This is a genomic window from Bacillus cereus group sp. RP29 (assembly GCF_040459765.1).
GTDB classification, from domain to species: domain Bacteria; phylum Bacillota; class Bacilli; order Bacillales; family Bacillaceae_G; genus Bacillus_A; species Bacillus_A paranthracis.
Genome location: NZ_JARVHN010000001.1, coordinates 396,256 through 422,785 on the forward strand (window position 1 = coordinate 396,256; position 26,530 = coordinate 422,785).

Below are 26,530 nucleotides of genomic sequence, written 5' to 3' on the forward strand. Positions count from 1 at the left end.
ACTCACACCATTCACAAGATTTTCACATAATTAATGACTATACTTATTTACAGGATATTCAAATGAAAATGATTATCAATATTGATTTAGGTGAATAGCAGTTATTATCTAATTCAATCTTTGGAAGTCATCATTTTCGAAATAAATTACATAATAAGGAGTATACGTATGAAAAAAACTATGCTTTTAAAATTAGTAAGTATTCTAGCAATTTTCACTTTAATGTTAGTAGCTTGCTCAGATTCAAGTAAAGAAACTTCGAAGGCTACTAAAGATAATGGTAGTGATAAGCCAAAAACGGTTGAAATCACTGATGCGCATGGAAAAGTTACTGTTCCTGTAAATCCAAAGAATGTAGTTGCTTTAGATAATAGAACGTTTGAAACTTTAGCTGATTGGGGAATTAAATTAGCGGCTGCTCCAAAGGATATCATGCCTGCTGATTCAGCATATAAAAAGGATGAAAAAGTTCAAAATATTGGGAATCACCGTGAACCAAATCTTGAAATTATTGCCGCTGCAAACCCTGACCTTGTAATTGTTGGTCAAAGATTTGCTAGCCATTACGAAGAAATCAAAAAATTAGTACCAAATGCAGCAGTTATTGATCTTAATGTTGATGTTTCTGAGAAGGCTACTAAGCCTGGAGAAAACTTATTAAAAGGACTTAAAGATTCTACTGTTACTTTAGGAAAAATCTTTGATAAAGAGAAAGAAGCTAAAAAATTAGTAGCTGATTTTGATAAATCTATTGAAAATGCAAAATCTGCTTATAACGGAAAAGATAAAGTTATGAGTGTTATCGTTACTGGTGGTAATATCGGTTTTGCTGCGCCGCACTCTGGCCGTGTTTGGGGACCAATGTATGAAATTTTCGGTTGGACTCCAGCATTAGAAGTTTCTAATTCTACTGCAGGTCATAAAGGTGACGACGTTTCTGTTGAAGCTATTGCACAAACAAATCCTGATTGGCTGTTCGTATTAGATCGTGATGCTGCAACATCTGATGCAGCTAAGTCAGCTCCTGCTCAGGATGTTATTTCTAAATCACCAGCTCTTCAAAACACAACTGCTGTTTCTAAAAAACAAGTTATTTATGCACCAGCAGATACTTACACAAATGAATCAATTCAAACTTATATAGAGTTATTTGGAAATCTTGCAAAAACTTTAGCTAAGTAGTGTAAAGGAGTACGAAGCAGTGTCAAAAAATATAATTTCTAGGGTTGAGAATATTTCTCAACCCCAGTTTTATAATCACAATAAATTATGGACAAAATCTTTTATAATAGCGATTATAGTTGTTATAATTTTAGGGATTATATCACTGTTTACTGGCGTTTATGATATACGTGGACAAGAGGACGGAATGGAGATGTTTTTCATCACTCGTGTTCCGAGAACAGTTGCATTAATGCTTACTGGAGCTGCAATGGCGATGGCAGGGCTCGTCATGCAACTTATTACACAAAATCGATTTGTTGAACCTACTACAACGGGGACTATTGAATGGTCAGGCTTAGGCCTGCTTTTTGTGTATTTACTATTTCCTGCCCCAACTTTAGTTCAAAGAATGACTGGTGCAATCATTTTTTCTTTTATAGGAACTATGATTTTCTTTCTATTTTTAAGAAGAGTTAAGCTCCGTTCGTCTTTAATTGTCCCGATTATTGGATTGATGCTTGGAGCAGTTATTTCTGCAGTGTCTACTTTTTTAGGACTCCTTTTTCAAATGACGCAAAGTATTGAAACTTGGTTTGTAGGTTCATTTGCTAACATTCAGGTGGGAAGATACGAATATTTATGGCTGATTGTTATCGTTACTTTGCTTATTTTTATGTATGCGAATAGATTGACTTTAGCTGGACTAGGAGAAGATGTTGCAACAAGCCTTGGAGTTAATTACAACCGAATTGTTCTTTTTGGAACGGCCCTTATTTCTTTTGCCGTTGGAATTGTTGCAGCTGTTATTGGAAATTTACCTTTCTTAGGGTTAATTGTTCCAAATATTGTTTCCATGTTTAGAGGTGATGATCTTAGAAGTAATTTACCTTGGGTGTGTCTGATCGGAATGGGGACAATAACTGCCTGTGATATCATTTCTCGAACAATTATAAAACCTTTTGAATTACCTGTTTCTTTAATACTTGCATCAGTAGGAGCAGTCGTGTTTATTACTATTTTATTGAGAAAAAGAAAACCAAGGAGGCTACGATGATCACATTAGATTATAGAAATAAAGAAAATGTCGAAGTCGATTCTAGCCTTCATAATGAAAGTAGATCAGCTAGCGCTTTTCGTTCTAAGAAGGAAGCAAGACGTTATTGGATTGTACTGATAACATTGATTGCTTTAGGCCTCCTTTCTTCATATGGACTTTTAGTGTATAACAATCCAGTTCCGATAGATTCACCTTCTTTTATCCCAGTTGTTAAGAGAAGGATTGTAGCTATTGTTGCAATGATTATTGCAGCTGTTTGCCATAGCTTGTCGACAGTTGCTTTCCAATCCATTACGAATAATAAGATTATTACTCCTTCGCTTTTAGGTTTCGAATCACTTTATTCAGCAATTCACACGAGCACAATATTCTTCTTTGGTGCTAGTGCATTGATCAATTTTAATGGAATTGGATCATTTTTATTTCAAGTCGTTGTTATGGTCCTCATGAGTTTGATACTTTATGGATGGCTACTTTCCGGTAAATACGGGAATTTACAACTTATGCTTTTAGTCGGGATTATCATTGGCACTGGACTAAATTCTATGTCAACTTTCATGAGAAAACTACTTGCGCCTTCAGAGTTTGATATTTTGCAAGCGAAATTATTTGGCTCTGTTAATCATGCAGATCCTGCCTATTTTCCTATTGTAATTCCGATGATCATAATTGTAGCAGTATTAATTTTTGCTCATTCTAAGAATTTGAATGTTTTGTCGCTAGGAAAGGATGTTGCTACTTCTTTTGGAGTTAAATATCAACCTAGTGTAATTTATACGCTTGTATTAGTAGCTATTTTAATGTCTATTTCAACAGCTCTAATTGGGCCACTTACTTTCTATGGATTTTTAGTAGCAACTTTGAGTTATCAGGCGGCATCGACGTATGATCACAGATATATTTTCCCAATGGCTTTTGCAATCGGATTTTTAATAATGACGAGCGCATACTTTTTAATGTATCATGTATTCCATGCTCAAGGTGTAGTTTCAGTTATTATTGAATTATTTGGTGGAATTATATTCTTAACTATAGTTTTAAGGAAGAGGGCTTTATGATAAAAATTGATAATGTTAAAAAGTTCTATACGGATAAGGTAAAAATAGGACCTTTAGATATTGAAATACCAAAAGCAGGCTTTACTTCTTTAATCGGACCAAATGGCGCTGGAAAGTCAACGACACTTTTGATGATAGGAAGACTTTTAGATATGGATGAAGGTCAAATCCAAGTAGCAAATATGGATGTTTCTGAATCCAAATCAAAAGACTTAGCAAAAGTTTTGACTATATTGCGACAAGAAAATCATTTTGTAACGAGGCTTACTGTTAGACAATTAGTTGGATTTGGGCGCTTTCCTTATTCAAAGGGAAGATTAACGAAAGAGGATGAAGTTATTATTTCTAAATATATCGACTTCCTAGATTTAACGAATTTAGAGAATAGATATTTAGATGAGCTTTCTGGTGGACAAAGACAAAGGGCATATGTAGCGATGGTATTGTGCCAAGAGACTGAATATGTACTTTTGGACGAGCCGCTAAATAACCTTGATGTTGCTCGTTCTGTTCAAATGATGGAGCATTTGAGACGTGCGGCTAATGAATTTGGAAGAACAATTTTGACTGTTATGCATGACATAAATTTTGCAGCTAAATACTCTGATAAAATTTGTGCGATGAAAGATGGACAAATTGCTGCTTTTGGAACAGTAGAAGAAGTTATGGACTCAACACTTTTGACAGATATTTTTGAAACAAGAATAGAAATTATTAATGGTCCTTATGGGCCGATCGCTGTTTATTAGTTATAAAATGTATACTGTAGCTGCTGTCTATATTTTGTAGGCAGCAGTTTTTTTATCTGAAGAATTAACAAATTTTTTATCAGCGCTTCAAAAACTAACGAAGGTAATTGAAGAGCTGTAGTGGTTGTTACATGTAAAAAGAAGCATAAGCTGACCGTTTTGGTCAGCTTATGCTTCTTCATGTTCTAAATATCAAATATAGATTTTTAATCAAACAAATTAAAAACTAAATTGTGGTTTCATATCACCTGTATAAGGTTCATGTTCAACAAATACAGTGATGTCTTTCCCTGCTTGGTCTTTACCAGTTCTTTTATAAGTAAATTTCTTATTATTTAGTTCAGTAAGTTCAAGAGCCGCACCATATTTATTATTTCCAAGTGAAACATGAGCTCTTATTTTATTTTCGTGCAACACATCGAAGTAGCCATAGTCACCGCGGCTTTGGCCTGTTTCGCTATTGAAGAACTCATATTTATTAGACTTGTCATCGAATTTTGCTAGACTTATAAAATTCGAATTAAACTGTGTCACATCATTACCAGCTTCATCTAATACTTTTGTTCCGTGCCAAAGGGTTCCGCCTAAAATCTTATCTCCATCAACGTTTTTAACGATATCGCCTGTAGTTGTGTTCAGCTGCTTGTCCGGATCAGTGAAAGAAAGCTCTTTTTCTTTATATGGAACATGTTCAACGAAAACTTCTACATCTTTACCGTTAGCATCTTTCCCCATTCGTTTATAAGTAAATATATTCTTATTTAGCTTTGTCATATCAACAACAGCTTGATATTTCATTGATTCTGAAATTAATATTCTCTTCTTCCCATCATTTGTGATAAAGAAAGTTCCTTTATCGCCACGACTTGCACCTGTTTTAGCATCAAAAAATTCATATCTTCCAGACTTTGCATCATATTTTGCAAGACCAATGAAGTTTGCATTTTCTTTTGTTAAGTCATTTTTATCTTTATCTAATACTCGTGTACCTTGCCAATTTGTGTCGCTAAGAATGTTAGCCATTTTTTGGCCTTTCGTTAACTTGTTTTCCTTTTTTGTTTCTTTAGCAGCTTGTTCTTGTTTCGGCTTACTATGATTTTCTTCGGCTTTAGTACCAACGCACCCTGTTAGTGCGATTGTGAGTCCGAGCAATATAGATGATAGTGCTTTCGTTTTTTTATTCATTTTTATCGTCTCCTCATTTTATAAATGTAAGTTGTACGGTTTGTGATTATAGTAATAGTTACTATGTTTATTATGTTAATATTCGAGTATAAACTGCCTCTAAATAAAACATTAAAAAAAGATAAACTAATTCCTAAAAAATTTTCATATTTATAAAAAAATCTTTTACATGAGGTGAATGTAAATCTCTCATTTTGAAAACGACGTAATTAAATGGGCGGATTCATATTATGCTTACAGTGCGATTTTAGATGTGATGCTATACTGTGTATAGGATTTTATGTGTGTATGTTGTGTCGTTTTTTGTCGGTAAGTCGATATTCTATGTCGAATCGTCGATATAATGAAAAAATCGTTGATATATTGTGAGTTATCGTCGATATATTTGAAAAATCGTCGATATATTTTGGGGAGGGCTAAAGATGATTGTGAAAGAACGGCAAATGCCGATTTATTTACGGCAATTAGAAGCGTTATTTAGGCGATTACCAGCTCATCATCCGAAACGAGATATGATTGTAGAAAGTTTAGCGAAGCATAAGGCTGGTTATAAAGGTGAACAAGCTATTAATTATCCGCTAAGTTTTCTCTCGGAGGAAAAATATCGTATTTTGCACGATATAAGGTTGTTTGATCAAAATTACCATTTTCAAATTGATACGATTATCATTTCAGCATATTTTCTTCTTTTCCTCGAAATAAAAAATATAGCAGGTACGTTACTATTTGATTCAAAGTTTAATCAACTTATTAGAATATCAGAGGGAAATTCAGAAGGCTTTCCAGATCCAATTCTACAAGTGAAAAGACAAGAGGAACAGCTTAGGAAATGGTTAAGTCTAAATGGATTTTCTCGTTTTCCAATTGAATCACTTGTTGTGATTAGTAACCCCCGAACTATTATTAAAGCTTCAGATGATAATCTCCTTAATACAATTATCCACAGTGCAAATTTACCTAATAAAATCAAATGGTTTGAGAGTAAATATAAGAAAAAAGCTATAAAAAATGTAGATATTCTTATTCGTCAAATAGTAGCCAACCATGCTCCATTACGGCAAAATATTCTTGAACAATTTAAAATTAAAAAAGAAGAGTTGTTACACGGTGTACAATGTGAGGTATGTTCTGTACTACCAATGTTTAAATTGAAAAAAGGCTGGTATTGTTCGAACTGTAAAGCTATCTCTAAAGTGGCGCATGAATTTGCTTTAAAAGATTACGTACTTCTTATTGGTGACACTTGTACAAATATGCAGTTGAAGAAATTTCTTAACGTTCAATCGAGTGCGACTGTCAAAAGACTCCTCCAAACAATGAACATCCCACACACCGGCACCAACAAAGGACGAACCTATGATTTAACCCACCTCCAATTATAATTTTGCTATAATAAATAAGTACTTATACGAAGGGGAGTTTAATGAGAAAATGAAATTTAATATCGATCATTTTATCGCGAGTGTTTTACAGTGGATATTAAATATAGCACTAATTATATTATCCATTGTCTTATCTATTTTTTTAATTAACGAGACGATTACTTTTATTCAATACATATTTTCAGCGAAGAAGTATACGTCATATAAATTAGTTGAAAGTATCATCGTCTATTTCTTATACTTTGAGTTCATTGCATTAATCATTAAGTATTTTAAATCGAATTATCATTTCCCGTTACGTTATTTCATTTATATCGGAATCACGGCGTTAATTCGATTGATTATTGTGTCTCATGAGGAACCGATGGAGACGTTATTATACGCAGGAGCGATTCTTGTTTTAGTTATTGCTTTATACATATCAAATATGAGAGATTTGAGAAAAGAGTAGTAGTGCAGACATAAGTTTGCACTACTTTTTTACATCTTGACCTTCAAGTTACTTAAAGGTTTACAATAAAATTAGGGCGTTTGAAATTGAAAAAAATTGAGAAATTAAGTGAAGAGGTTTCTTTTATTTGGAGGTTATAGAAATGAATCAGGAATTGAAATTGCGTCCATTAGAGCGAGAAGATTTAAAGTTTGTACATGAACTTAATAATAATGCACATATTATGTCGTATTGGTTTGAAGAACCGTATGAGGCATTTGTGGAGCTACAAGACTTATACGATAAACATATACATGATCAAAGTGAACGCCGATTTATCGTTGAAAAAGACAATGAAATGGTTGGATTAGTCGAATTAGTGGAAATCGATTATATTCACCGTAGAACAGAATTTCAAATTATTATTGATCCAAATTATCAAGGATATGGTTATGCAGCGGAAGCGACGCGTTTAGCGATGGATTATGCTTTTTCTGTATTAAATATGCATAAACTCTATTTAGTTGTTGATAAAGAGAATGAAAAAGCTGTACATGTTTATAAAAAGGTTGGATTTATGGTGGAAGGTGAACTGTTAGACGAGTTTTTCGTTGACGGTAACTATCATAATGCGATAAGAATGTGTATGTTCCAAAAGGCATACTTTGGCACAAAATAACCATTTGGAAGAGCTATAGTAGGGAACTCGTTAATTGGAATGAAACACTCATCATGAAATAGAAACATACGATATGGAAGAAAAATAATAAGTGAGTTGAATCATGATGAATCATTATTTTTATAGTGGTAGACAAGTGGGAGCAGCTATTACGCTCGCTGGGGCGCAGGAGACCATTCATGCTATGAATCAAGCGATTCAAATGCAGCAACAAGCATATTTGGCACAAATGATGCAAGGACAGTATATGCCATACTCACAATTTCCGATGCAAAGTGTGAATTATGATGTGTATCCAGCTAGTTTCTTTTCCATTCCATATGGTGGGACTTATTTCTTATGAAAGAAAGCGACTGATAAGAGTCGCTTTCTTTTTTATATTCCGCCTAGCTGCATTCCAAGGAATGCGAAGAGGATACCAACTATGTAAGTAGCGCTTAAATATAAAAGGAATGTGCTAAAGCTTTTACGATTGAGAAGCTGAACAGATTCTAGTTTAAACGTCGAGAATGTCGTGAAGGCACCCATAAATCCAGTACCTAATAATAATTGCCAACCTGTAGTGACTCCGCTGCCAATTATATATCCGAGTAAAAAGGCTCCTGTTATATTAATGAGAAATGTAGCAATTGGAAAGGAAGTTTTATTTCTTTTTTTAAACCAATTGCTAATTGTAAATCGCGTAATCGCACCGAAAAATCCCCCTGTTGCGACTAATAAAGCTTCCATCATAAGTGATCACCTTCCGTAAGATGTTTCTTAAGTAAGAAATTACCTAGTGTATAGCCAAGTCCAGACATAATGAGGCCACCAAGTATGCTGCATGATACATATAAGAAGGCTATGCTCCACTCAGAACGATTGATCAATTGAATAGTTTCTACACTAAATGTTGAAAACGTCGTAAAAGAACCAATGAATCCTGTCCCGATGCCTGTGATTATATCTGAAGATAAGATGTTGAGCTTAGCGATATACGTAGTCAGCCACGCTAATAAGAAGCAGCCGACTAAGTTAATCAGTAATGTAGCTAGTGGAAATGTATAATGCCAAGATTCATGAATAGTAAGACCTAAATAATAACGAGAAAGGGCCCCTAATATACCGGCAATGCCGACGATAATATAAATCAATTTTCTCACCTCTTTGAATAGCTTGCTCAAAAAAATAGACTCCTACCAGTAGTGATACTGGTAGGAGTCATTAGCTAAGCAGCGTTTATGGCGAACTCCATCGCCTATGATTATTACATATAGTGTACTAAACATTGCGCTTGATTTCCAGTGAAGGAGTTAGGGGATTTTGTATTTTTGATAATGTAAGAGCAAGAGTTATTGTTTATAAACTAAATATAGTGATATAAGGTTTTTGATATGATAAAATATTTCTTATGTCTGTCATTCAGTTTTAGTTAACTGAAAATAAAGATAATTAAGTTATGTGTTTTAGAAAAGGGGCGTTTATTTGAAGAAATTATTAAAAATAGCACTTATATGTATTTTAGTAGCATTGGGAGTTGTAGGTGTTTTTTTAGGGTATATGACACTTACTAAAGAACAGCCTGCGGATATTGTAAGTTTGAAGGTGGAAAATAATAAAGAGCGCGTATTAGCGACAGGAAATGAATTTAAAGTTACAACATTTAATATTGGATATGGTGGATTAGATAAGGAGCAAGATTTCTTTATGGATGGGGGAAAGGGATCTGGTTCAAGTAGTAAAGAGCAAACGGAAGTTAACCTAAAGAATATGCTTTCGTTTTTACAAAATGAGAATAGTGATTTTGCGCTACTACAAGAAGTTGATATAAAATCACTTCGATCATTTGATGTGAATGAACATGAATTTTTGAAAAAAGGATTGCCTGATTATGTTTCGTCATTTGGCAAGAACTACGATACGAAATGGGTTCCAGTGCCAATAACAAATCCAATGGGATATGCGGAGGCTGGATTAAGTACGTTTTCTAAATACACTGTTCAAGAAGCGAAGAGATTCCAGCTTCCTGGAATGGAGCCTTGGCCGAAGCGTTTATTTGATTTAGATCGGGCGATTGTTGAACATACAATCCCTGTTAATAATGGAAAGCATGTTAGACTTGTAAACTTACATTTGTCTGCGTACGATGAAGGCGGGAAAATTAGAAAACAGCAAGTAGAGTTTTTAAAAGAATATATGAACAAGCATTATAAAAATGGTGATTACGTAATAATGGGCGGAGATTGGAATCAATTAGTTTCTGATGTTCAATTAAGTGATCCGAAGTTTGTGAAGGAGCGTCCTGAGTGGTTAGTAGAGTTACCGAAGGACTTTACTGATGGTGGCTTTAAATGGGCTGTAGACCCGTCTGTTATGACAGTGAGAGACGATGTGAAGAAATATGTAGAAGGTGAAAACTTCGTCACGATTATTGATGGCTTTATCGTTTCACCGAATGTTGAGATTGTAAATGTGCAAGGAAAAGATTTAAAGTTTGAAAATAGTGATCATAACCCAGTGAGTGCGGTATTTAAGCTGAAGTAATTAAGTGCAGAAGGTGGGACTATATATGGAATGGTTAAAGAAAACTTGTTTTTCTAACCTTGAGAAAGAATCACAGAAAAATCATTTATTGCTGTTTATTACGATTTGTAGTTTCTTCCTTGGAATCATCGCAATTGGGTATTACGGATATATTTTTACAGAGAGAGCAATCGCGTTTTGGGTTTGTGGCATTTCTGTCGTTGTATTTGGAACACTTCTTACTTTTATAAAAAGCATGGAAACGACGTATAAATATATCATGACATTTATGTTGCTTATGATGTCTTTCATTATGGTACAAGCTTTTAATGAAAGCCCAGCTGTATTTCAAATGGTCTATTTTACACTAGCAGTTTCACTTATTTATTTAAGTGAACGTCTCGTTGTAATTCTAGGCGGAGTGGCAGTTGTAATCACATTTATTCTTTGTAGTTATTGGCCAGAGAAATTTTTTGCTTATACAGCTGCATCTGAAGCTGCAAACTTCGCAAGTTTGTTAGCGATTGTTACGATTGCAATGTGGGGCGTCACGAAGATTGGCTCTAACTTGCTGGCTCGTTTAAGTGATGAGAAGCAAGAAGTAATGAGAAAAGCTCAGGAATTAGAAGAAACGCAAAGACTTATTGAGGAAACGGTTGTGAAACTAGATCGTAATTTCAATTATTTAAGACAAAATATGAATACATCGATGGAGTCGATGAGTGAAATCAATTTTGCTTTTGAAGAGGTAGCAGTTGGCACTCAATCACAATCAGAGATGATGTATCGTTCGGTAGAAGTATTGAATGATATGGAGGGAAATATTGAACAAATCATTTCTCAAGTAAGAAATGCATCGATTCGTATTGATGAAAGCTTAGAAATTTCAAAGGGTAGTGTACATACTTTAAGAAACTTTGAAGTAAATATGAAAAGTTTAAATGATGTTGTTTCACAATCAGGAGTTATATTTAGAGATTTAATGATGCAGTCGAAGCAAATTAATGAGATTGTAGATGTAATAACGAATATTTCAAGTCAGACGAGTTTACTAGCTTTAAATGCAAATATTGAAGCTGCAAGAGCAGGTGAGCATGGGAAAGGATTTGCGATTGTAGCGAATGAAGTATTAAAGCTTGCAGAAGAATCGAATCGTTCTGCGGGAAGAATTCAAGGGATTTTGAAGGATTTTAGTAATCAAGCAAGTAAGGTAGAAGTGCAAGTAGAGAAATCAGAAAGAGTACAAGAAGAATGTAATGAAATGCTAGTAAGTGTTTTAACAAATGTAACGGATTTAGGGAAATTTATTGATGAAATTAATGATGTAATGAGAGAAATCGTCGGTCATCAAGAAAGTTTCCAAGTTAAAACGACGAATATCGTAAAGGATGTTACACATGCTTCCAATGTAATCCAGCAAACTTCTGCGGCTACAGAAGAAGTGTTAGCAAGTGTGGAAGAAGAAAAACATCGAAATGATACATCTGTGAAGACATTACATACTGTTAGCGAGCAAGTGAAATTGTTAGAAGATATTTTAGAAAAGTAATATCACTTAAAAAGGGCACAACGTTTGTGCCCTTTTTTCATTTAAACGAAGACTTGCTCGGATTTTAATTGCTTTTCTGCTCGTTTTCTGCCAAGCTTAAGAAGATGAAATTCAGCTAATAGCGGAATTAAAATACTTCAAAGAAAGAATTAAATAGGTGACGTATATGATCGAAGTTAAGACTTCTGAACTTAGTGATGGAGAATTTAATAGAGGTGTATTTGCAACTCGTGATATTAAAAAAGGTGAGTTGATACACGCAGCGCCAGTTATCTCTTATCCGAATGAACAGCATGAACACATTGAGAAAACATTACTTGCTGACTACGCATTTGAGTATGGGATTAATCATACAGCAATCCTTTTAGGATACGGCATGTTATTCAATCATTCATATACACCGAATGCGACGTATGATATTGTCTTTGAGAATCATACATTTAACTTCTATGCTTATAAAGATATAAAAGCAGGAGAAGAAATCTTAATCAATTATAATGGTGAAGTGGATAACGATGAACTGTTATGGTTTGATAAAGAAAAAGAAGAGAACGAAAAGTAATTTAAAATAAGTAATGAAAAAGATGCCTTTACCTATGTAAAAGCATCTTTTTTGTTGATGAAAATAAAGTAAAGATTACAAAAAAATACCACTTTATTTTCGTGTGGTATAGTAAGATACTGAAGGGTAGTGTTTTGAAAAAGTAATATATTTTACAAATTGTTGTCTTTCTGATGACATGTCAAGTTTAGTAGCCCATTTGGGTTGCTTTATTATGCAATATATATTTTAATATGAGTGGCACCTCTTATAAATTAAGAGGTTAATAGGTGTCTCGAATTGATTTTGGGTACACTGTATCCACCACTTTAAGTTCGTTCATGTATGTGGGGATATTATGGGCCCGTATAACGGGATAAAAAGAATATAGAAATAGAGGAATCGTAAAATGAATATGCAAGAGGTTTATGAATATTTAAGTACGGTATTGCCTGAAGGTCATGTGAAACAAGATGAAATGTTAAAGAATCATACGCATATTAAAGTTGGTGGAAAAGCAGATGTGTTCGTTGCGCCGACAAATTATGATGAAATTCAAGAAGTTATTAAATATGCGAACAAATATAATATTCCAGTTACGTTTTTAGGAAATGGATCGAATGTTATTATTAAAGATGGTGGAATTCGCGGGATTACAGTAAGTTTAATTCATATTACAGGTGTTACTGTAACAGGAACGACGATTGTAGCACAGTGCGGTGCAGCAATTATTGATGTATCACGTATTGCATTAGAACATAACTTAACAGGGCTTGAGTTTGCTTGTGGTATTCCAGGTTCAGTTGGCGGAGCATTATATATGAATGCAGGTGCATACGGCGGTGAAATTTCGTATGTATTAACAGAAGCTGTCGTAATGACAGGTGATGGAGAGCTACGTACTTTGACGAAAGAAGCATTTGAATTTGGATATCGTAAGAGTGTATTTGCGAACAACCATTACATTATTCTTGAAGCGAGATTTGAACTTGAAGAAGGTGTACATGAAGAAATTAAAGCAAAAATGGATGATTTAACGTTTAAACGTGAGTCAAAACAGCCTCTAGAATATCCTTCATGTGGTAGTGTATTTAAACGCCCACCAAATAACTTTGCTGGTAAATTGATTCAAGACTCAGGGTTACAAGGTAAGCGAATTGGTGGAGTGGAAGTTTCTCTAAAACATGCTGGATTTATGGTGAATGTTGATAACGGAACAGCACAAGATTACATCGATTTAATTCACTTCGTACAAAAAACAGTTGAAGAGAAATTTGGCGTGAAGTTAGAGCGTGAAGTAAGGATTATTGGAGAAGATAAAGAATAACATATACGTATGAAACTGCGAATTATTTTAAAATAATATTTGGGTATTGTTGACAATTTGTTTTCAATTCAATATAATGGCTAATAATTTAACAAATAACATACGTTGAAAGAGCCCAGTAGCAGTTTGTCACTGTTAATGAGAGAGCTAGGGGATGCTGGAACCTAGCACAAACAAATTTGCGAATTACACTCTGGAGTATCTTAGGTAATGCTAAGCGGATTGGCAATCGATATTATTGCTAAGAGTGGTATGAGTAGCTATGCTATTTATACAAACTGGGTGGTAACACGGTGAATCATCGTCCCTATGTCATAGACATAGGGATTTTTTGTTTTTAAAAAATAAAGGGGATGACAAAAGATGAACATTATTGATGAATTAGAATGGCGCGGTGCCATTAATCAACAGACTGACGAAGAAGGGTTACGTAAGCTAGTAGAAGAGAAAAAGATTTCGCTATACTGCGGAGTTGATCCGACTGGTGATAGTATGCATATCGGACATTTGATTCCGTTTATGATGATGAAAAGATTCCAGTTAGCTGGCCATCATCCAGTTATTTTAATTGGCGGAGCAACAGGAACAATTGGTGATCCGAGTGGGCGTCAATCAGAGCGCCAACTTCAAACGTTAGAAGTAGTTCAACATAATGTGGATGCGTTAACAGCGCAAATGAAAAAGCTATTTGATTTTGGCGGAAATAGCGAAGTGAAGATGGTAAATAACTACGACTGGACACATGAAATAAATATTATTGAATTTTTACGTGATTACGGGAAAAACTTTAGCATTAATAGCATGTTAGCAAAGGACATCGTAGCAAGTCGTTTAGATACAGGAATTTCTTTCACAGAATTTACGTACCAAATTTTGCAAGCGATGGACTTCCATCATTTATACACGAAAGAAGATGTTCAACTGCAAATTGGCGGTAGTGACCAATGGGGAAATATTACGAGTGGCTTAGATTTAATTCGTAAGTTAGAAGGGCACGAAGCAAAAGTATTTGGATTGACGATTCCGTTATTATTGAAATCAGATGGTACGAAGTTTGGTAAATCAGCAGGTGGTGCAGTTTGGCTTGATCCTGAAAAAACAACACCATTTGAATTTTACCAGTTCTGGGTGAATACAGATGACCGCGATGTCGTTAAATACTTGAAATACTTTACATTCTTAACGAAAGAGCGCATCGATGAATTGGCAGTGAAGGTAGAAACAGAGCCTCATAAACGTGAAGCGCAAAAAGTATTAGCGGAAGAAATGACGAAATTCGTTCATGGAGAAGAAGCATTCCTACAAGCTGTGAAAATTACAGCAGCGTTATTTAGCGGAGATATTAAATCGTTAACAGCCGATGAAATTGAACAAGGTTTTAAAGAAATGCCAACATTCCAGTCTTCAAAAGAGACGAAAAACATCGTAGAATGGCTAGTTGATTTAGGAATTGAACCATCTAGACGACAAGCGCGTGAAGATATTAATAACGGAGCTATTTCTATGAATGGCGAAAAAGTAACGGATGTAGATACGGATGTTACGGTAGAGAATTCCTTTGATGGACGATTTATTATTATTCGTAAAGGGAAGAAGAACTACAGCCTTGTGAAGTTAGGATAATGAAGAAGGTTTAAAAATTATATCGGCGATTTTTTGAATATATCGACCGTAACTCGAAACATATCGGCGATTTTCGAAATATATCAGCGATTTCTCCGATATATCGATTTACCGACAAAAAGCGACAATAAGAGCTGTTCCGAACGGGACAGCTTTCATTATAAAGAGTCAGTATATTTAGATAAATTTAAAGGGTATATAATTTTTTTGCCGAATAAATAAGTTAGAGAAAATTACGGATAAAGTGAAACTTTAATCAGTGGGGGTTTTCCTCATCCCCACTGATTATTAGTTGAACCAATCGGACTTTTATGGGCAGTTGATCCCCCACCTAACTGCTTTGCTTTCGCTGAATTTTGAGGTGGGGGTCTTACTGCCCATTAAAGTGGGATAAAAATAGCCCGAACCATGCAGGGCATGATTCGGGCTTATATTCAGATTAGTAAGCTAAGCTGAATAGACCTTTAATGTGTGATAAGTAACGAACGTTACTTGCTTCTTTCATTAATGATGCTGGTAAGCCTTTAAGTGGAGTATTGCTTGCTCCGATTGTAGCAACAGCATCTTTACGTCCTAGACTAGCAAGTGTTCCAGAGTTTACAGGTGCGAACTCTTCGAATGCTTTGCCTTCTAGTGCTGCGTATAAGTTGTATCCAATTAGCTCACCCATTTGCCAAGCGATTTGTGCAGTTGGTGGGTATGGACGTCCGTCTGGAGCGAAGACAACAGCGCTGTCTCCAGCAACGAATACGTTTTTGTGAGAAGTAGATTGTAGGTATGCATCAACTGTTGCACGACCACGGTTTACTTCAAGACCTGATTCACCGATTAGTGGGTTACCTTGAACGCCGCCCGTCCAAACGAATGTGTTAGCAACAAGTTTTTGACCGTCTTTTAAGTCGATTTCATTGCCAGCAACGTTTGTTACAGGAAGACCAGTTAAGAATGTAACGCCGCGTGCTTCTAGGCTAGTAGTTGCACGTTCGATTAAGTGGTCTGGTAATACTGGAAGGATTTTTGGACCTGCTTCAACAAGAAGAAGTTTAACTTCTTTTGGATTTACGCCGTGGCTTTTTGCAAGTTTAGGCATAATGTCAGCAAGCTCACCAACTAGCTCAACGCCAGTTAATCCGCCACCACCGATTACGATTGTAGCATCAGCTTCGTTTTTCGTTTTCGCGTATTCACGAATACGATCTTCAACGTGTTTGTAGATTTTGTTTGCATCAGCAGCAGATTTTAATACCATGCTGTTTTCTTCTAGTCCTGGAATACCGAAGTAAGCAGTTTTACTTCCTAAAGCAACTACAAGTGCATCGTAAGATAAAGTAGTGCCGCCAGCTAGTTTGATTTCTTTGCTATCAACTGAGAATGACTCAACTGTTGCGATTTTTAGATCGATATCTTTACCTTTGAAAAGCTTTGTAAGTGGCATTGCAACTGCTTGCTCAGACACGTTACCAGCTGCAAGGCGGTGTAGTTCAGTGATGATTTGGTGTGTTGGGTATTGGTTAATCACTGTAACTTGTGCTTCTGATTTGCTGTAATATTTACGTACGTTTAAAGCGGCAAGAAGACCGCCATAACCAGCGCCTAAGATGACAATTTGTTTTGACATAGTATGATATCCCCCGTCTTTACTAATTGTTGTTATAAGTTAACTTATTTATTGTTACGTTCTGCACTAATTTGAAGATATGCGTTCACAAAGCGGAACATTTTTTGTGCTTGTGGATCTTTTAGTAATTTTAAAAGACCGAATAGGCCGATAACTTCGTTGCTTTCGTCAGCACGATCTTTCGCTTCGATTGCAGTAGCAGCCATGCTTTTCACTGTATCTTTTACAGGTTCTACAAGCTCTGTGATTGCACCAACAGTGTCGCTTTTTAATACTTCATCAGTAGCAACAGTTTGAGCGAAGTCATAAGACTTAGTTAAAATGTTAACAAGCTCAGTTAATTTTGGAAGCTGTTCTACTAGTGTTGTTAATGATTCTTGTACCTCAGGTTTTAACAACTGATCAAGTACATCAAGTTGTCCTTGGCTAGCAGAAATTTGTACAGTTTCTTGTTCTGGCTTTGTTTGAGTCATAGTTTCTGGCATCTCCAATTCTCCTTTACGATAGCAATACTCTTATTTTTGATAAGTAAGATAGTAAACGGTTACGAAACTTTATACAAAGTTTCACAAAACACAATAAAATGCCTTTAAATTTATGGCAGCAATTAAGCTGCAAACATAAATCTAAAACCATAACGTCTTACTTATTATTTATGAACTGTCCGATATATGGCTTGTCCGCATAATGGAAAAGCTCCGTTACCGGAAAGTGTATATAATATATATCCTATATTATATACTATATACACCTATGTTAACATAAAAATGATTCCTAATTATTTCATATCGAGCGTATAACGTAGTACTGACAAGGTATGAAAGCGTATAAAATATTTTGTTTCAGTTAGAAATGTACATATATAATAAGAAAAAAAGGAAAAAATGAACAAATTCATGTTCGTTTTTTCCTTTTTCCTATTATTCACCTTCCGCAATTAGCATCGATGTCTTACCTTCTTTTTCAAGATGGCATTCGCCCCAAGAACAAAGAGAATCAAGAATGGATTCTAAAGACCAACCGTAATCAGTAAGAGAATATTCTACTTTTGGCGGGACTTGGTTGTATACTTTTCTTTGAATAACGCCGTCGTCTTCTAATTCACGTAATTGTTGTGTTAACATTTTTTGTGTAATACCAGGCATTGAGCGTTTTAATTCACTCGTTCTCTTTGTACCTTTCGTTAAGTGACAAAGGATAACAACTTTCCATTTGCCGCCGATAACTTCTAAAGTTGCCTCTACAGGAATATTGTATTGCTTCATATGAAACCCTCCCATTGTGAGTAAAATAAGTTAAATCATACAAATGTTACTTTTTAGTACCTATAGCACTTTAAAGTACGTACTTTTTATCATGTTAAATATGTTTCATAATAGCACATGTAAGAGGCAAATGAGTAGTACGGTACTGAAAAGTGACTATGTTACTTTTTGGTGCCTATCGTACTTTAAAGTGCGTTCTTCAAAAAAAGAATGAAACCATTCATAATAGCATTTGTAGAGATTAAATATATTTTTTAGAAGATAAAAGGGCCTTTTTATCGCACTATTATGATTGGATTTCTTGTAATAAGGAGGAATTCAATTGAGTTCATATACAGTACCATCTTCGGAAGTTCAGACGAATCGAAGAAGTATGTTTGCTTTATTAGCACTAGCAATTAGTGCGTTCGGGATTGGTACGACCGAGTTTATTAGTGTCGGTTTATTACCATCTATTTCAAAAGATTTAAATGTTTCTGTTACAACAGCTGGTTTAACTGTTTCCCTATATGCGTTAGGAGCGGCAGTAGGGGCTCCTGTTTTAACAGCGCTAACGGCTAGTATGTCGAGAAAGACATTATTAATGTGGATTATGGTTATTTTCATTATTGGTAATGGGATCGCGGCAGTAGCAACAAGTTTCACTATATTAATTATCGCAAGGGTTGTATCTGCGTTTGCACATGGTGTGTTTATGTCGATAGGATCTACAATTGCGGCCGCAATCGTCCCAGAGAATAAACGTGCTAGCGCCATTGCGATTATGTTTACTGGATTAACAGTTGCGACTATTACAGGTGTACCAATTGGAACGTTTATCGGTCAACAATTTGGCTGGAGAGCGTCATTTATGGCGATTGTCGTAATTGGAATTATTGCTTTTATCGCAAACAGTATACTCGTCCCATCTAATTTAAAAAATGGTGTACCTGTATCGTTTCGTGATCAATTCAAATTAATTAAAAATGGAAGACTGTTACTTGTTTTCATTATTACTGCACTTGGATACGGCGGTACATTCGTAACATTTACGTATTTATCACCCCTATTACAAGAAGTAACAGGATTTGAAGCGAGTACCGTTACGATCATTTTATTAGTGTATGGAATTGCAATTGCGATAGGGAATATGGTTGGCGGAAAATTATCGAATCATAATCCGATTCGAGCGCTATTTTACATGTTCTTAATTCAAGCGATTATATTATTTGTTTTAACATTTACAGCGCCATTTAAAGTAGCTGGATTAATCACAATTATTTTCATGGGACTATTCGCATTTATGAATGTTCCGGGGCTACAAGTATATGTAGTTATATTGGCAGAGCGCTTTGTTCCGAGTGCGGTTGATGTTGCTTCAGCAATTAATATTGCCGCATTTAACGGAGGAATCGCTTTAGGTTCTTATATAGGTGGCCTTGTAACGAATTCGTTAGGATTAATCCATACTGCTTGGGTAGGCGGTCTTATGGTAGTAGCCGCTGTGATTTTAACAGCGTGGAGCATGACATTAGAAAAAAGAGATCAAGTAAAATAAAAGGAGAGAAAATAAAATGAAAAACTTACAAAGTAAAGCAGTATTAAATAACGGTGTAGAAATGCCTTGGTTCGGTTTAGGTGTATTTAAAGTAGAAGAAGGACCAGAACTTGTAGAAGCTGTAAAATCAGCGATTAAAGCAGGATACCGCAGCATCGATACAGCTGCAATTTACGGAAATGAAAAAGCTGTAGGTGAAGGAATCCGTGCAGGTATCGAAGCAACTGGTATTTCAAGAGAAGATTTATTCATCACTTCAAAAGTGTGGAACGCAGACCAAGGATATGAAACAACAATCGCTGCATACGAAGAGAGTCTAAAAAAATTAGGACTAGATTATTTAGATTTATATCTTGTTCACTGGCCTTCAGAAGGAAAATATAAAGATACGTGGAGAGCGTTAGAAACACTTTATAAAGAAAAGCGCGTACGTGCAATTGGTGTAAGTAACTTCCAAATCCATCACTTACAAGATGTAATGAAAGATGCAGAAATTAAACCAATGATTAACCAAGTAGAATACCACCCTCGTTTAACACAAAAAGAACTACAAGCTTTCTGTAAAGAACAAGGTATTCAAATGGAAGCATGGTCACCATTAATGCAAGGTCAATTATTAGATAACGAAACATTACAAGAGATTGCTGAGAAACACGGCAAAACAACAGCGCAAGTTATTTTACGTTGGGATCTTCAAAATGGAGTAATTACAATTCCAAAATCAACGAAAGAACACCGTATCATTGCAAATGCTGATGTATTTAACTTTGAATTAACGAAAGAAGATATGGAAAAAATCGATGCGTTAAACCAAAATCACCGCGTTGGTCCAGATCCTGATAACTTCGATTTCTAAGATTAGGGTAAGAAAGAAGAGTGCGTAAAAGCACTCTTTTTTTTTTGCATAAAAATAGTTTCTAAATAAATACTACTTAGTATCAAGTTTGTTATAAGGGGCTGTAAACATGAATATAAAGCAATCGTTCAAACTTTTAGTTATGTTTTTAAGTGTTTTATTTGTGTTATTCCCGCTTCAAAAAGCATTCGCAGAAGTCATGGACCATACAAAGTATCAAATGGATTGGAGTTACAGTAAGTCTAAGAAGAAACCAATCCGAACAGAGCTTATTAAAACGGCAGATGGCAAAATTGCTTTTTGCTTAAATGTAGATTTAAAATCTCCAAGCGGTCAAGATTTACCGGAAATGGGGAAAGTGGATATTAACGTATACCGTGTATTATTAAATGGATATCCACAAAAGAGCCCGCAAGAATTAGGTGTTTCTGATTGGAGAGAAGCTCATTATGCAACGCAGCTTGCAGTATGGAATGCGTTAAAACAAATCGATATTAATGATTTAGATTTCCGCAATAAAAATGTAGAAAAGGTAACGAAAGATATCGTTGCAAAAGCAAGTGCTAGTGAAGAGTTACAAGAAATTACAATGAGTGTAACTCCTACAGAAGAACAAGAAGCAGTATTGAAAAATGATTTCTTTGAAACAGGCTTATATACAGTAGAAACAAATGCAAAAAGTGGAACGTATAAAGTGCAAGCAACAGGTGCACCAGCGGGAGCGAAATTTGTAAATGAAAAAGGCGAAGCAAAAACGGAATTTAATGTAGGAGAAAAGTTCCGCATTTTAGTTCCGAAACAAACACCAGCTGGTGGATTTAGCTTTAAAGTAATCGGGAAATTAACGAAGCTACAAGGCATTGCGCATAAAGGTACACCAACAATTCAAAATGCAGTTGTATTACTTGAGCGCAGTGAAGAAGAAACAAGTCCGGAGTTATCAGTGAGTTGGAAAAAAGGAAATGGTCATGATAATAATAAACCACATACTCCAAACGAACCGCATAAACCAAATCAATATAAAAGGTAAGATAAAAAGCATTGGTTAACACCAATGCTTTTTATCTATGAAACATGAAATTATATTAAGATAATTATTAACCAAATAAAACATTGTTTTTATGTTGTGAAAGATATTCAAATATAATAAAATCCGAACGTTAAGATTAACTGATTAAATTCACAAAATTGTAACATTATTCTAATTGAAAAGGCTATCAAACAAAGTAGAAAGCATGTACAATTCAGTTGGAAAAACTACCTATAGATGGTCATATATGAAGAAAATGTAAGATTCTATTGCTATTTTTATTTTTAGATGTATAGATGACAATACTATAATGATATCTTTTGCTATTCTCTTTTTATGTACGAATAGAACTCATCACAAATAGAGAGAAGTGAGGAGGACATATTACATAAAAATTTTACAAAGTAAGAAAGCGAATACATGGAGGGAAATGCGGTAGTAATAGATACAGGTGCGCGAGGTATTCGTCTATTTATTACATGTTTTTATAAAAATAATAGGATTTTTCATTAAATAAATATATAGGATGGTTTTTCTAAATAAAGGAACAGGGGACACAGATTATGTCGAAGAAGAAAAAGAGTAGGGTATTAGTAGCTGGTATTTGTTTAGCTACGTTGTTAACGCCATATGGACTTGAATTACCTAAGGTGTATGCAGAGATGGCAGTTGAAGACAAGGAGAAACAGCAAGAAGAGCGAGTGTACCAATTGCTGCCAAAAGGTGATGTAGAAGGGATGCGTGAGTTGCATCAGCGGGGAATGAGTTTTTCTCCTTATGAACCAACGGGCATTTATGTAAAGCCAGATGAAGAAGTAGTTATTCAAGTAGAAGGGACTCAACAGATTAAAGCTTATATTGGTACATATTCTTATGAAAAGGAAGAACCTAAACAATTCAATTTACATCCTGGTGAGAATAAAATTTCTTCTTCAAATGGGGGACTATTATACTTTTACAATTATCACAACACAGGAGAAGTAGTCGCTAAAGTGAAAAAAGGTGGTACACCAAATCCTTTATTTATTTTAGGAAAGCATACGACAAAAGATTGGAAGCGTATGTTGGCAGAAAACCCTGATCCATATGCAATAGAAATGAAGGGAGAAAATAGTTTATTAACTATGCATCCTGAAACTGTGGCGGAACATTTGAAGCAAGAAGATCCAGCTGCGCTATTAAAGAAGCACGATGAAATAATTAATATAGAACATAAGATATCAGGTTTATCAAAAGATGGTGCGGGTGTTGCGAATCAAGGTAAACATTCCATTCATTTTGTTGAAGACTGGTATACAGACGATTATATGTATGCGACTTATTATCGAACAGCTTATAGTAAAGGCAATTTAGGGTCAGTACTAAATCTAGAAGAGTTAACTAATGATGGATGGGGGCCTTGGCATGAAGTTGGACATCAACATCAACAAGAAACTTGGTTATGGGATGGACTTGGAGAAGTAACCGTTAATATTTATTCTTTGGCAGTTCAAACTACATTCGGGCATAAAACAAGGTTAGAGCAAGAGGGGCGCTATGAAGCTGCATTTGCTTATTTAGGTAAACCGGATGCACAAGAAAAGATGAATGAATTTGAGAAATTAGTTATGTTTTGGCAGTTGCATTTAGCCTATGGGGATCAATTCTATCCGAATTTACATCAAATGTATCGTTTGTTACATGATACGGAACGGCCTAAATCGGATGAAGAGAAAAAGCAGATGTTTATTTATATGACGTCAAAAGTGGCAGGACAAAATTTAATTCCTTTCTTTGATAAATGGGGATTAAGTGCAAATGATGCTACAAGAGAAAAAATTGCAAAATTAAATTTACCAAAATTAGAAAAAGAAATTTGGTTATCTACAGATAGTAATCCAATTCGTGAAAAACAAATTGAGTTATACGAAGCTCCATATGGCGAGCCAAATAATGAAAAAATACAAAATATAGTAATCGGTACTACATATGATGAGGAAAAAGCAAAGGAACTTGTACAGAATTTAGGAGAAGGTGTAAAGACAACAGGTGTGATTATGCAAGATAAGCCTGAAGTTGGAGAAAAAACTGTAAAAGTAGAAATTGTAGATGGAAAAGGAAATAAGAATTTCATTCCAGTTGTAGTGAATGTTGGATATGGGGATAGCCTACTTGTATATGGATTGAACTATACCTGGGGGGGAGACTTGAAGTCAACTGTAACTCTACATCATGGTACGAAAACATTTAGTGCAACAGATACAAAAAATTTAATTCACGATTACTTTAAAGATGAAAAGTATTTTGAGTTCACGCTGTACGATAAAGAAGGAAGAGAGAAGAAAAATGTAGCGGTAAAAGGCTTGGAGAATACAGAAGCTTTTGCCAAGGAATTAAATGGGCTAGCATTTGAATATGGTGATGTGGTGAAAGTATATCATGCAGAGTCTTCACGTTTACATTGGTATCAAAAAGGTTTATATGTGGGAGAAGGGAAAAATAAAGAAATAAAAGAATTATTCTTCAAAATTACTGAAAATGGATTTGAAAGAGTAAAATCATTGCAAGAAGTAACAGCAAAGCCACAAACAGTAGTAGTCGGAACAGAAGTAGAAAAGCTAGAAGCGAAAAACTTTGTTGAAGTGAAAGACGGAGAAGTAATTGGCTTTGTAGAAGAACCAACTACATCAAAAGTCGGAAAACAAAAAGTAAAAGTAGAAACGAAAGATCGTTTTGGAAATAAGCAAGTAACAGAAGTAACATTAGACGTGGTTTATGGAGATAGTATTGCATATGCAGGATATGGAGATGATATTGCTTCAATCGTAACTTTAAAGCACGAAGAGAATAAATTCCATGCAACTGATATGGATAGCGAGATTCATGAGTATTTTAATAAAGAGCTATACATGGGGATCACGTTATACGATGGAGCAGGAAAAGAGAAAAAACATGTAACGGCAGAAGGGCAAGAAACTTCAAAGAACTTTGCGAAGCAAGTGAATGGCATGCATTTCGAGTATGGAGATGTAGTGAAAGTATTTCATGCGGAACCAGATCGTTTGAAATGGTATCAAAATAACAATCTTACTGGTCAAGGTGAGAAAAAAGGGACAAAAGAACTATTCTTCAAAGTGACAGAAAAAGGCTTTGAGAAAATGGATATGTTGCAAGAAGTAATAACAGTACCACAAAAAGTAGTAATTGGAACAGCTGTTGAAAAATTAAATGCAAAAAACTTTGTTCAAGTGAAAGATGGAGAAGTAATTGGCTTTGTAGAAAAACCAACTACATCAAAAGTCGGAAAACAAACAGTAAAAGTAGAAACGAAAGATCGTTTTGGAAATAAGCAAGTAACAGAAGTGCCAGTAGAAGTGGTTTATGGAGATAGTATCGCATATGTGGGATATAACAATGACATTGCTTCAATCGTAACTTTAAAGCATGATGATAAGAAATTCCATGCGACTGATATGGATAGTCAAATCCATAAATATTTTAATAAAGAGCTATACATGGGAATGACGTTATACGATGGAGAAGGAAAAGAGAAAAAACATGTAACGGCAGAAGGGCAAGAAACTTCAAAGAACTTTGCGAAGCAAGTGAATGGTATGCAGTTCGAGTATGGAGATGTAGTGAAAGTATTCCACGCAGAACCAGACCGTTTGAAATGGTATCAAAATAACAATCTTACTGGTCAAGGTGAGAAAAAAGGGGCAAAAGAACTATTCTTCAAAGTGAGAGAAACAGGCTTTGAGAGAATGGATATGTTGCAAGAAGTAACAGCGAAACCGCAACAAGTAGTAGTCGGAACAGCTGTTGAAAAGTTAGATCCAAAAGCTTTTGTTGAAGTGAAAGATGGAGAAGTAATTGGCTTTGTAGAGAAACCAAATACAACAAAAATCGGTGAACAAAAAGTAAAAGTAGAAACGAAAGATCGTTTTGGAAATAAGAAAGTGACAGAAGTTCCTGTGGAAGTGATTTACGGAGATAGCATTATGTTCTTCGGTACATGGCACGACGGAACGAATATTAAATCGATTGTTACATTAAATCATGAAGAAAAGAAATTCAGTACAACAGATTCAGAAGGTCCAATGCATACTTCATTTAAAGATGAAAAGTATATGGCGATGGCTGTATATGATAAAGATGGGCAAGAGAAAAAAGAAATAACAGTAAAAGCATCTGAAAATACAAAAGAATTTGCAGCGCAATTCAATGGTATGGCTTTTGAATATGGTGATATAGTAAAAATTTATCAAAAAGAATTTGATCGTTTTAAAGTGTATAAAAAGAATGAATTCATTGATGCGAAGTATGGTGTTAACGAAGTGTTCTTTAAAGTGACAACGCAAGGTTTTGAACAAATGGGAGCGCAGCAAGAAGTAAAAGCGTTGCCACAAAAAGTGGTAATCGGAACAAACAGTGAAACATTAGATGCGAAGAAGTTTGTTGAAGTAAAAGGTGGAGAAGTAGTCGGTTTTGTAGAAAAACTGGATACGGCAAAAATCGGTGAACAAAAAGTAAAAGTAGAAACGAAAGATCGCTTTGGAAATAAGAAAGTGACAGAAGTTCCTGTAGAAGTTACATATGGAGATAGTATAGTATATCAAGGTGTGTCCAATGTAACGCGTTCGATTGTTACGTTAAATCATGATGAAAAGAAATTACATGCAACATTTACAAATGATACAATTCATTATCGTTTTGTAAATGAACAGTATATAGGTCTTACGATTTATGATGGAAATGGAAACGAGAAAAAACATGTAACAGCAGAAGGGCAAGAAACTTCAAAGAATTTTGCTGAGCAAGTAAACGGTACGCCATTCCAGTATGGGGATACGATAAAAGTGTATCATGCAGAATCTGATCGTTTAAGTTGGTATAAAACTGGTGAGTTACTTGGAAAAGGAGATGCGAAGAAATTTAAAGAGATTTCCTTCAAGATTACTCCAAATGGTTTAGAACAAGTACAATAATAAAAAGCTCG

General features: G+C 35.0%; 23 protein-coding genes, 1 riboswitch and 1 other annotated feature. Of the genes, 17 read left to right on the plus strand and 6 right to left on the minus strand.

From position 1 onward, the window contains the following. Positions 1-168: 168 nt before the first annotated feature. Genes QCI47_RS01960 through QCI47_RS01975 form a run of 4 tightly spaced genes read left to right on the plus strand, consistent with a single transcriptional unit; the run spans position 169 to position 4,028 of the window. Positions 169-1,182, plus strand: coding sequence for a siderophore ABC transporter substrate-binding protein (locus QCI47_RS01960; protein WP_353811683.1), 1,014 nt, complete (start codon positions 169-171; stop codon positions 1,180-1,182). 19 nt (positions 1,183-1,201) lie between these two features. Then, the gene (locus tag QCI47_RS01965) at positions 1,202-2,218 is read left to right on the plus strand and encodes an ABC transporter permease (protein ID WP_000041830.1); all 1,017 of its coding nucleotides are present in this window, start codon (positions 1,202-1,204) and stop codon (positions 2,216-2,218) included. Further along, positions 2,215-3,279, plus strand: coding sequence for an iron chelate uptake ABC transporter family permease subunit (locus QCI47_RS01970; protein ID WP_000631129.1), 1,065 nt, complete (start codon positions 2,215-2,217; stop codon positions 3,277-3,279). The genes QCI47_RS01965 and QCI47_RS01970 overlap by 4 nt, the downstream gene beginning before the upstream one ends. Beyond that, positions 3,276-4,028: an iron ABC transporter ATP-binding protein gene (locus QCI47_RS01975; RefSeq protein ID WP_000590069.1), complete on the plus strand. Its 753-nt coding sequence runs from the start codon at positions 3,276-3,278 to the stop codon at positions 4,026-4,028. Before QCI47_RS01970 ends, QCI47_RS01975 begins: the two co-directional genes overlap by 4 nt. Before the next feature lie 219 nt (positions 4,029-4,247). Here the strand turns inward: QCI47_RS01975 and QCI47_RS01980 are convergent, their stop codons facing one another. Beyond that, positions 4,248-5,213: a DUF4822 domain-containing protein gene (locus QCI47_RS01980; RefSeq protein ID WP_071742126.1), complete on the minus strand. Its 966-nt coding sequence runs from the start codon at positions 5,211-5,213 to the stop codon at positions 4,248-4,250. Positions 5,214-5,635: 422 nt separating this feature from the next. Between QCI47_RS01980 and QCI47_RS01985 the strand changes: the two genes are divergently transcribed. From QCI47_RS01985 to QCI47_RS02000, 4 genes are all read left to right on the plus strand, one after another. Then, positions 5,636-6,595, plus strand: a complete 960-nt coding sequence (locus tag QCI47_RS01985; protein WP_000635753.1) for a nuclease-related domain-containing protein — start codon at positions 5,636-5,638, stop codon at positions 6,593-6,595. A 49-nt stretch (positions 6,596-6,644) separates the two neighbouring features. Beyond that, positions 6,645-7,046 (plus strand): phosphate-starvation-inducible protein PsiE, encoded by a 402-nt coding sequence (gene psiE, locus QCI47_RS01990; RefSeq protein WP_000671174.1) that lies wholly within the window; start codon positions 6,645-6,647, stop codon positions 7,044-7,046. A 142-nt stretch (positions 7,047-7,188) separates the two neighbouring features. Then, a complete protein-coding gene (gene speG / locus QCI47_RS01995; RefSeq protein WP_001071088.1) occupies positions 7,189-7,704 on the plus strand; it encodes a spermidine N1-acetyltransferase in 516 nt (171 codons plus the stop codon). A 103-nt stretch (positions 7,705-7,807) separates the two neighbouring features. After that, entirely contained in the window at positions 7,808-8,047 is a 240-nt protein-coding gene (locus tag QCI47_RS02000) for a DUF3947 family protein (RefSeq protein ID WP_033671843.1), read from the plus strand. Positions 8,048-8,079: 32 nt separating this feature from the next. Here QCI47_RS02000 and crcB (QCI47_RS02005) read toward each other — a convergent pair whose 3' ends face one another. Continuing rightward, complete coding sequence (gene crcB, locus QCI47_RS02005; RefSeq protein ID WP_076868884.1) at positions 8,080-8,436, minus strand: fluoride efflux transporter CrcB; 357 nt, start codon at positions 8,434-8,436, stop codon at positions 8,080-8,082. Beyond that, positions 8,433-8,837, minus strand: a complete 405-nt coding sequence (gene crcB, locus QCI47_RS02010; protein ID WP_175879552.1) for a fluoride efflux transporter CrcB — start codon at positions 8,835-8,837, stop codon at positions 8,433-8,435. The genes crcB (QCI47_RS02005) and crcB (QCI47_RS02010) overlap by 4 nt, the downstream gene beginning before the upstream one ends. Before the next feature lie 54 nt (positions 8,838-8,891). After that, a riboswitch (Fluoride riboswitch) is annotated at positions 8,892-8,951 on the minus strand. 217 nt (positions 8,952-9,168) lie between these two features. Between crcB (QCI47_RS02010) and QCI47_RS02015 the strand changes: the two genes are divergently transcribed. The 5 genes from QCI47_RS02015 to tyrS all read left to right on the plus strand — a co-directional run bounded on the left by QCI47_RS02015 (position 9,169) and on the right by tyrS (position 15,246). Next, positions 9,169-10,227, plus strand: a complete 1,059-nt coding sequence (locus QCI47_RS02015; RefSeq protein WP_000734834.1) for an endonuclease/exonuclease/phosphatase family protein — start codon at positions 9,169-9,171, stop codon at positions 10,225-10,227. A 25-nt stretch (positions 10,228-10,252) separates the two neighbouring features. Then, positions 10,253-11,755, plus strand: a complete 1,503-nt coding sequence (locus tag QCI47_RS02020; RefSeq protein WP_076868883.1) for a DUF4077 domain-containing protein — start codon at positions 10,253-10,255, stop codon at positions 11,753-11,755. 166 nt (positions 11,756-11,921) lie between these two features. Next, positions 11,922-12,317: an SET domain-containing protein gene (locus tag QCI47_RS02025; RefSeq protein ID WP_000573649.1), complete on the plus strand. Its 396-nt coding sequence runs from the start codon at positions 11,922-11,924 to the stop codon at positions 12,315-12,317. A gap of 388 nt (positions 12,318-12,705) precedes the next feature. After that, positions 12,706-13,623, plus strand: a complete 918-nt coding sequence (gene murB / locus QCI47_RS02030) for a UDP-N-acetylmuramate dehydrogenase (protein ID WP_001057091.1) — start codon at positions 12,706-12,708, stop codon at positions 13,621-13,623. Between the two features lie 96 nt (positions 13,624-13,719). Then, positions 13,720-13,935 (plus strand) — a binding site (T-box leader). 51 nt (positions 13,936-13,986) lie between these two features. After that, entirely contained in the window at positions 13,987-15,246 is a 1,260-nt protein-coding gene (gene tyrS, locus QCI47_RS02035; RefSeq protein WP_074541091.1) for a tyrosine--tRNA ligase, read from the plus strand. A gap of 439 nt (positions 15,247-15,685) precedes the next feature. On the opposite strand, the gene QCI47_RS02040 is transcribed toward tyrS, so the two are convergent. The 3 genes from QCI47_RS02040 to QCI47_RS02050 form a co-directional block, all read right to left on the minus strand. Beyond that, positions 15,686-16,864: an NAD(P)/FAD-dependent oxidoreductase gene (locus tag QCI47_RS02040; RefSeq protein WP_000043204.1), complete on the minus strand. Its 1,179-nt coding sequence runs from the start codon at positions 16,862-16,864 to the stop codon at positions 15,686-15,688. Between the two features lie 44 nt (positions 16,865-16,908). Beyond that, positions 16,909-17,349 carry a DUF1641 domain-containing protein gene (locus QCI47_RS02045; RefSeq protein ID WP_001115309.1) on the minus strand — a complete coding sequence of 147 codons (441 nt, stop codon included), beginning with the start codon at positions 17,347-17,349 and terminating at the stop codon, positions 16,909-16,911. 435 nt (positions 17,350-17,784) lie between these two features. Then, entirely contained in the window at positions 17,785-18,129 is a 345-nt protein-coding gene (locus QCI47_RS02050) for a winged helix-turn-helix transcriptional regulator (RefSeq protein ID WP_000816344.1), read from the minus strand. A 373-nt stretch (positions 18,130-18,502) separates the two neighbouring features. Between QCI47_RS02050 and QCI47_RS02055 the strand changes: the two genes are divergently transcribed. From QCI47_RS02055 to QCI47_RS02070, 4 genes are all read left to right on the plus strand, one after another. Next, positions 18,503-19,666, plus strand: coding sequence for an MFS transporter (locus tag QCI47_RS02055; RefSeq protein WP_163262942.1), 1,164 nt, complete (start codon positions 18,503-18,505; stop codon positions 19,664-19,666). A 16-nt stretch (positions 19,667-19,682) separates the two neighbouring features. Beyond that, a complete protein-coding gene (locus QCI47_RS02060) occupies positions 19,683-20,522 on the plus strand; it encodes an aldo/keto reductase (RefSeq protein ID WP_000793541.1) in 840 nt (279 codons plus the stop codon). A 109-nt stretch (positions 20,523-20,631) separates the two neighbouring features. Next, positions 20,632-21,552, plus strand: coding sequence for a thioester domain-containing protein (locus tag QCI47_RS02065; protein WP_001022550.1), 921 nt, complete (start codon positions 20,632-20,634; stop codon positions 21,550-21,552). A 563-nt stretch (positions 21,553-22,115) separates the two neighbouring features. Continuing rightward, the gene (locus QCI47_RS02070; RefSeq protein WP_309422168.1) at positions 22,116-26,519 is read left to right on the plus strand and encodes a putative mucin/carbohydrate-binding domain-containing protein; all 4,404 of its coding nucleotides are present in this window, start codon (positions 22,116-22,118) and stop codon (positions 26,517-26,519) included. Positions 26,520-26,530: the final 11 nt, after the last annotated feature.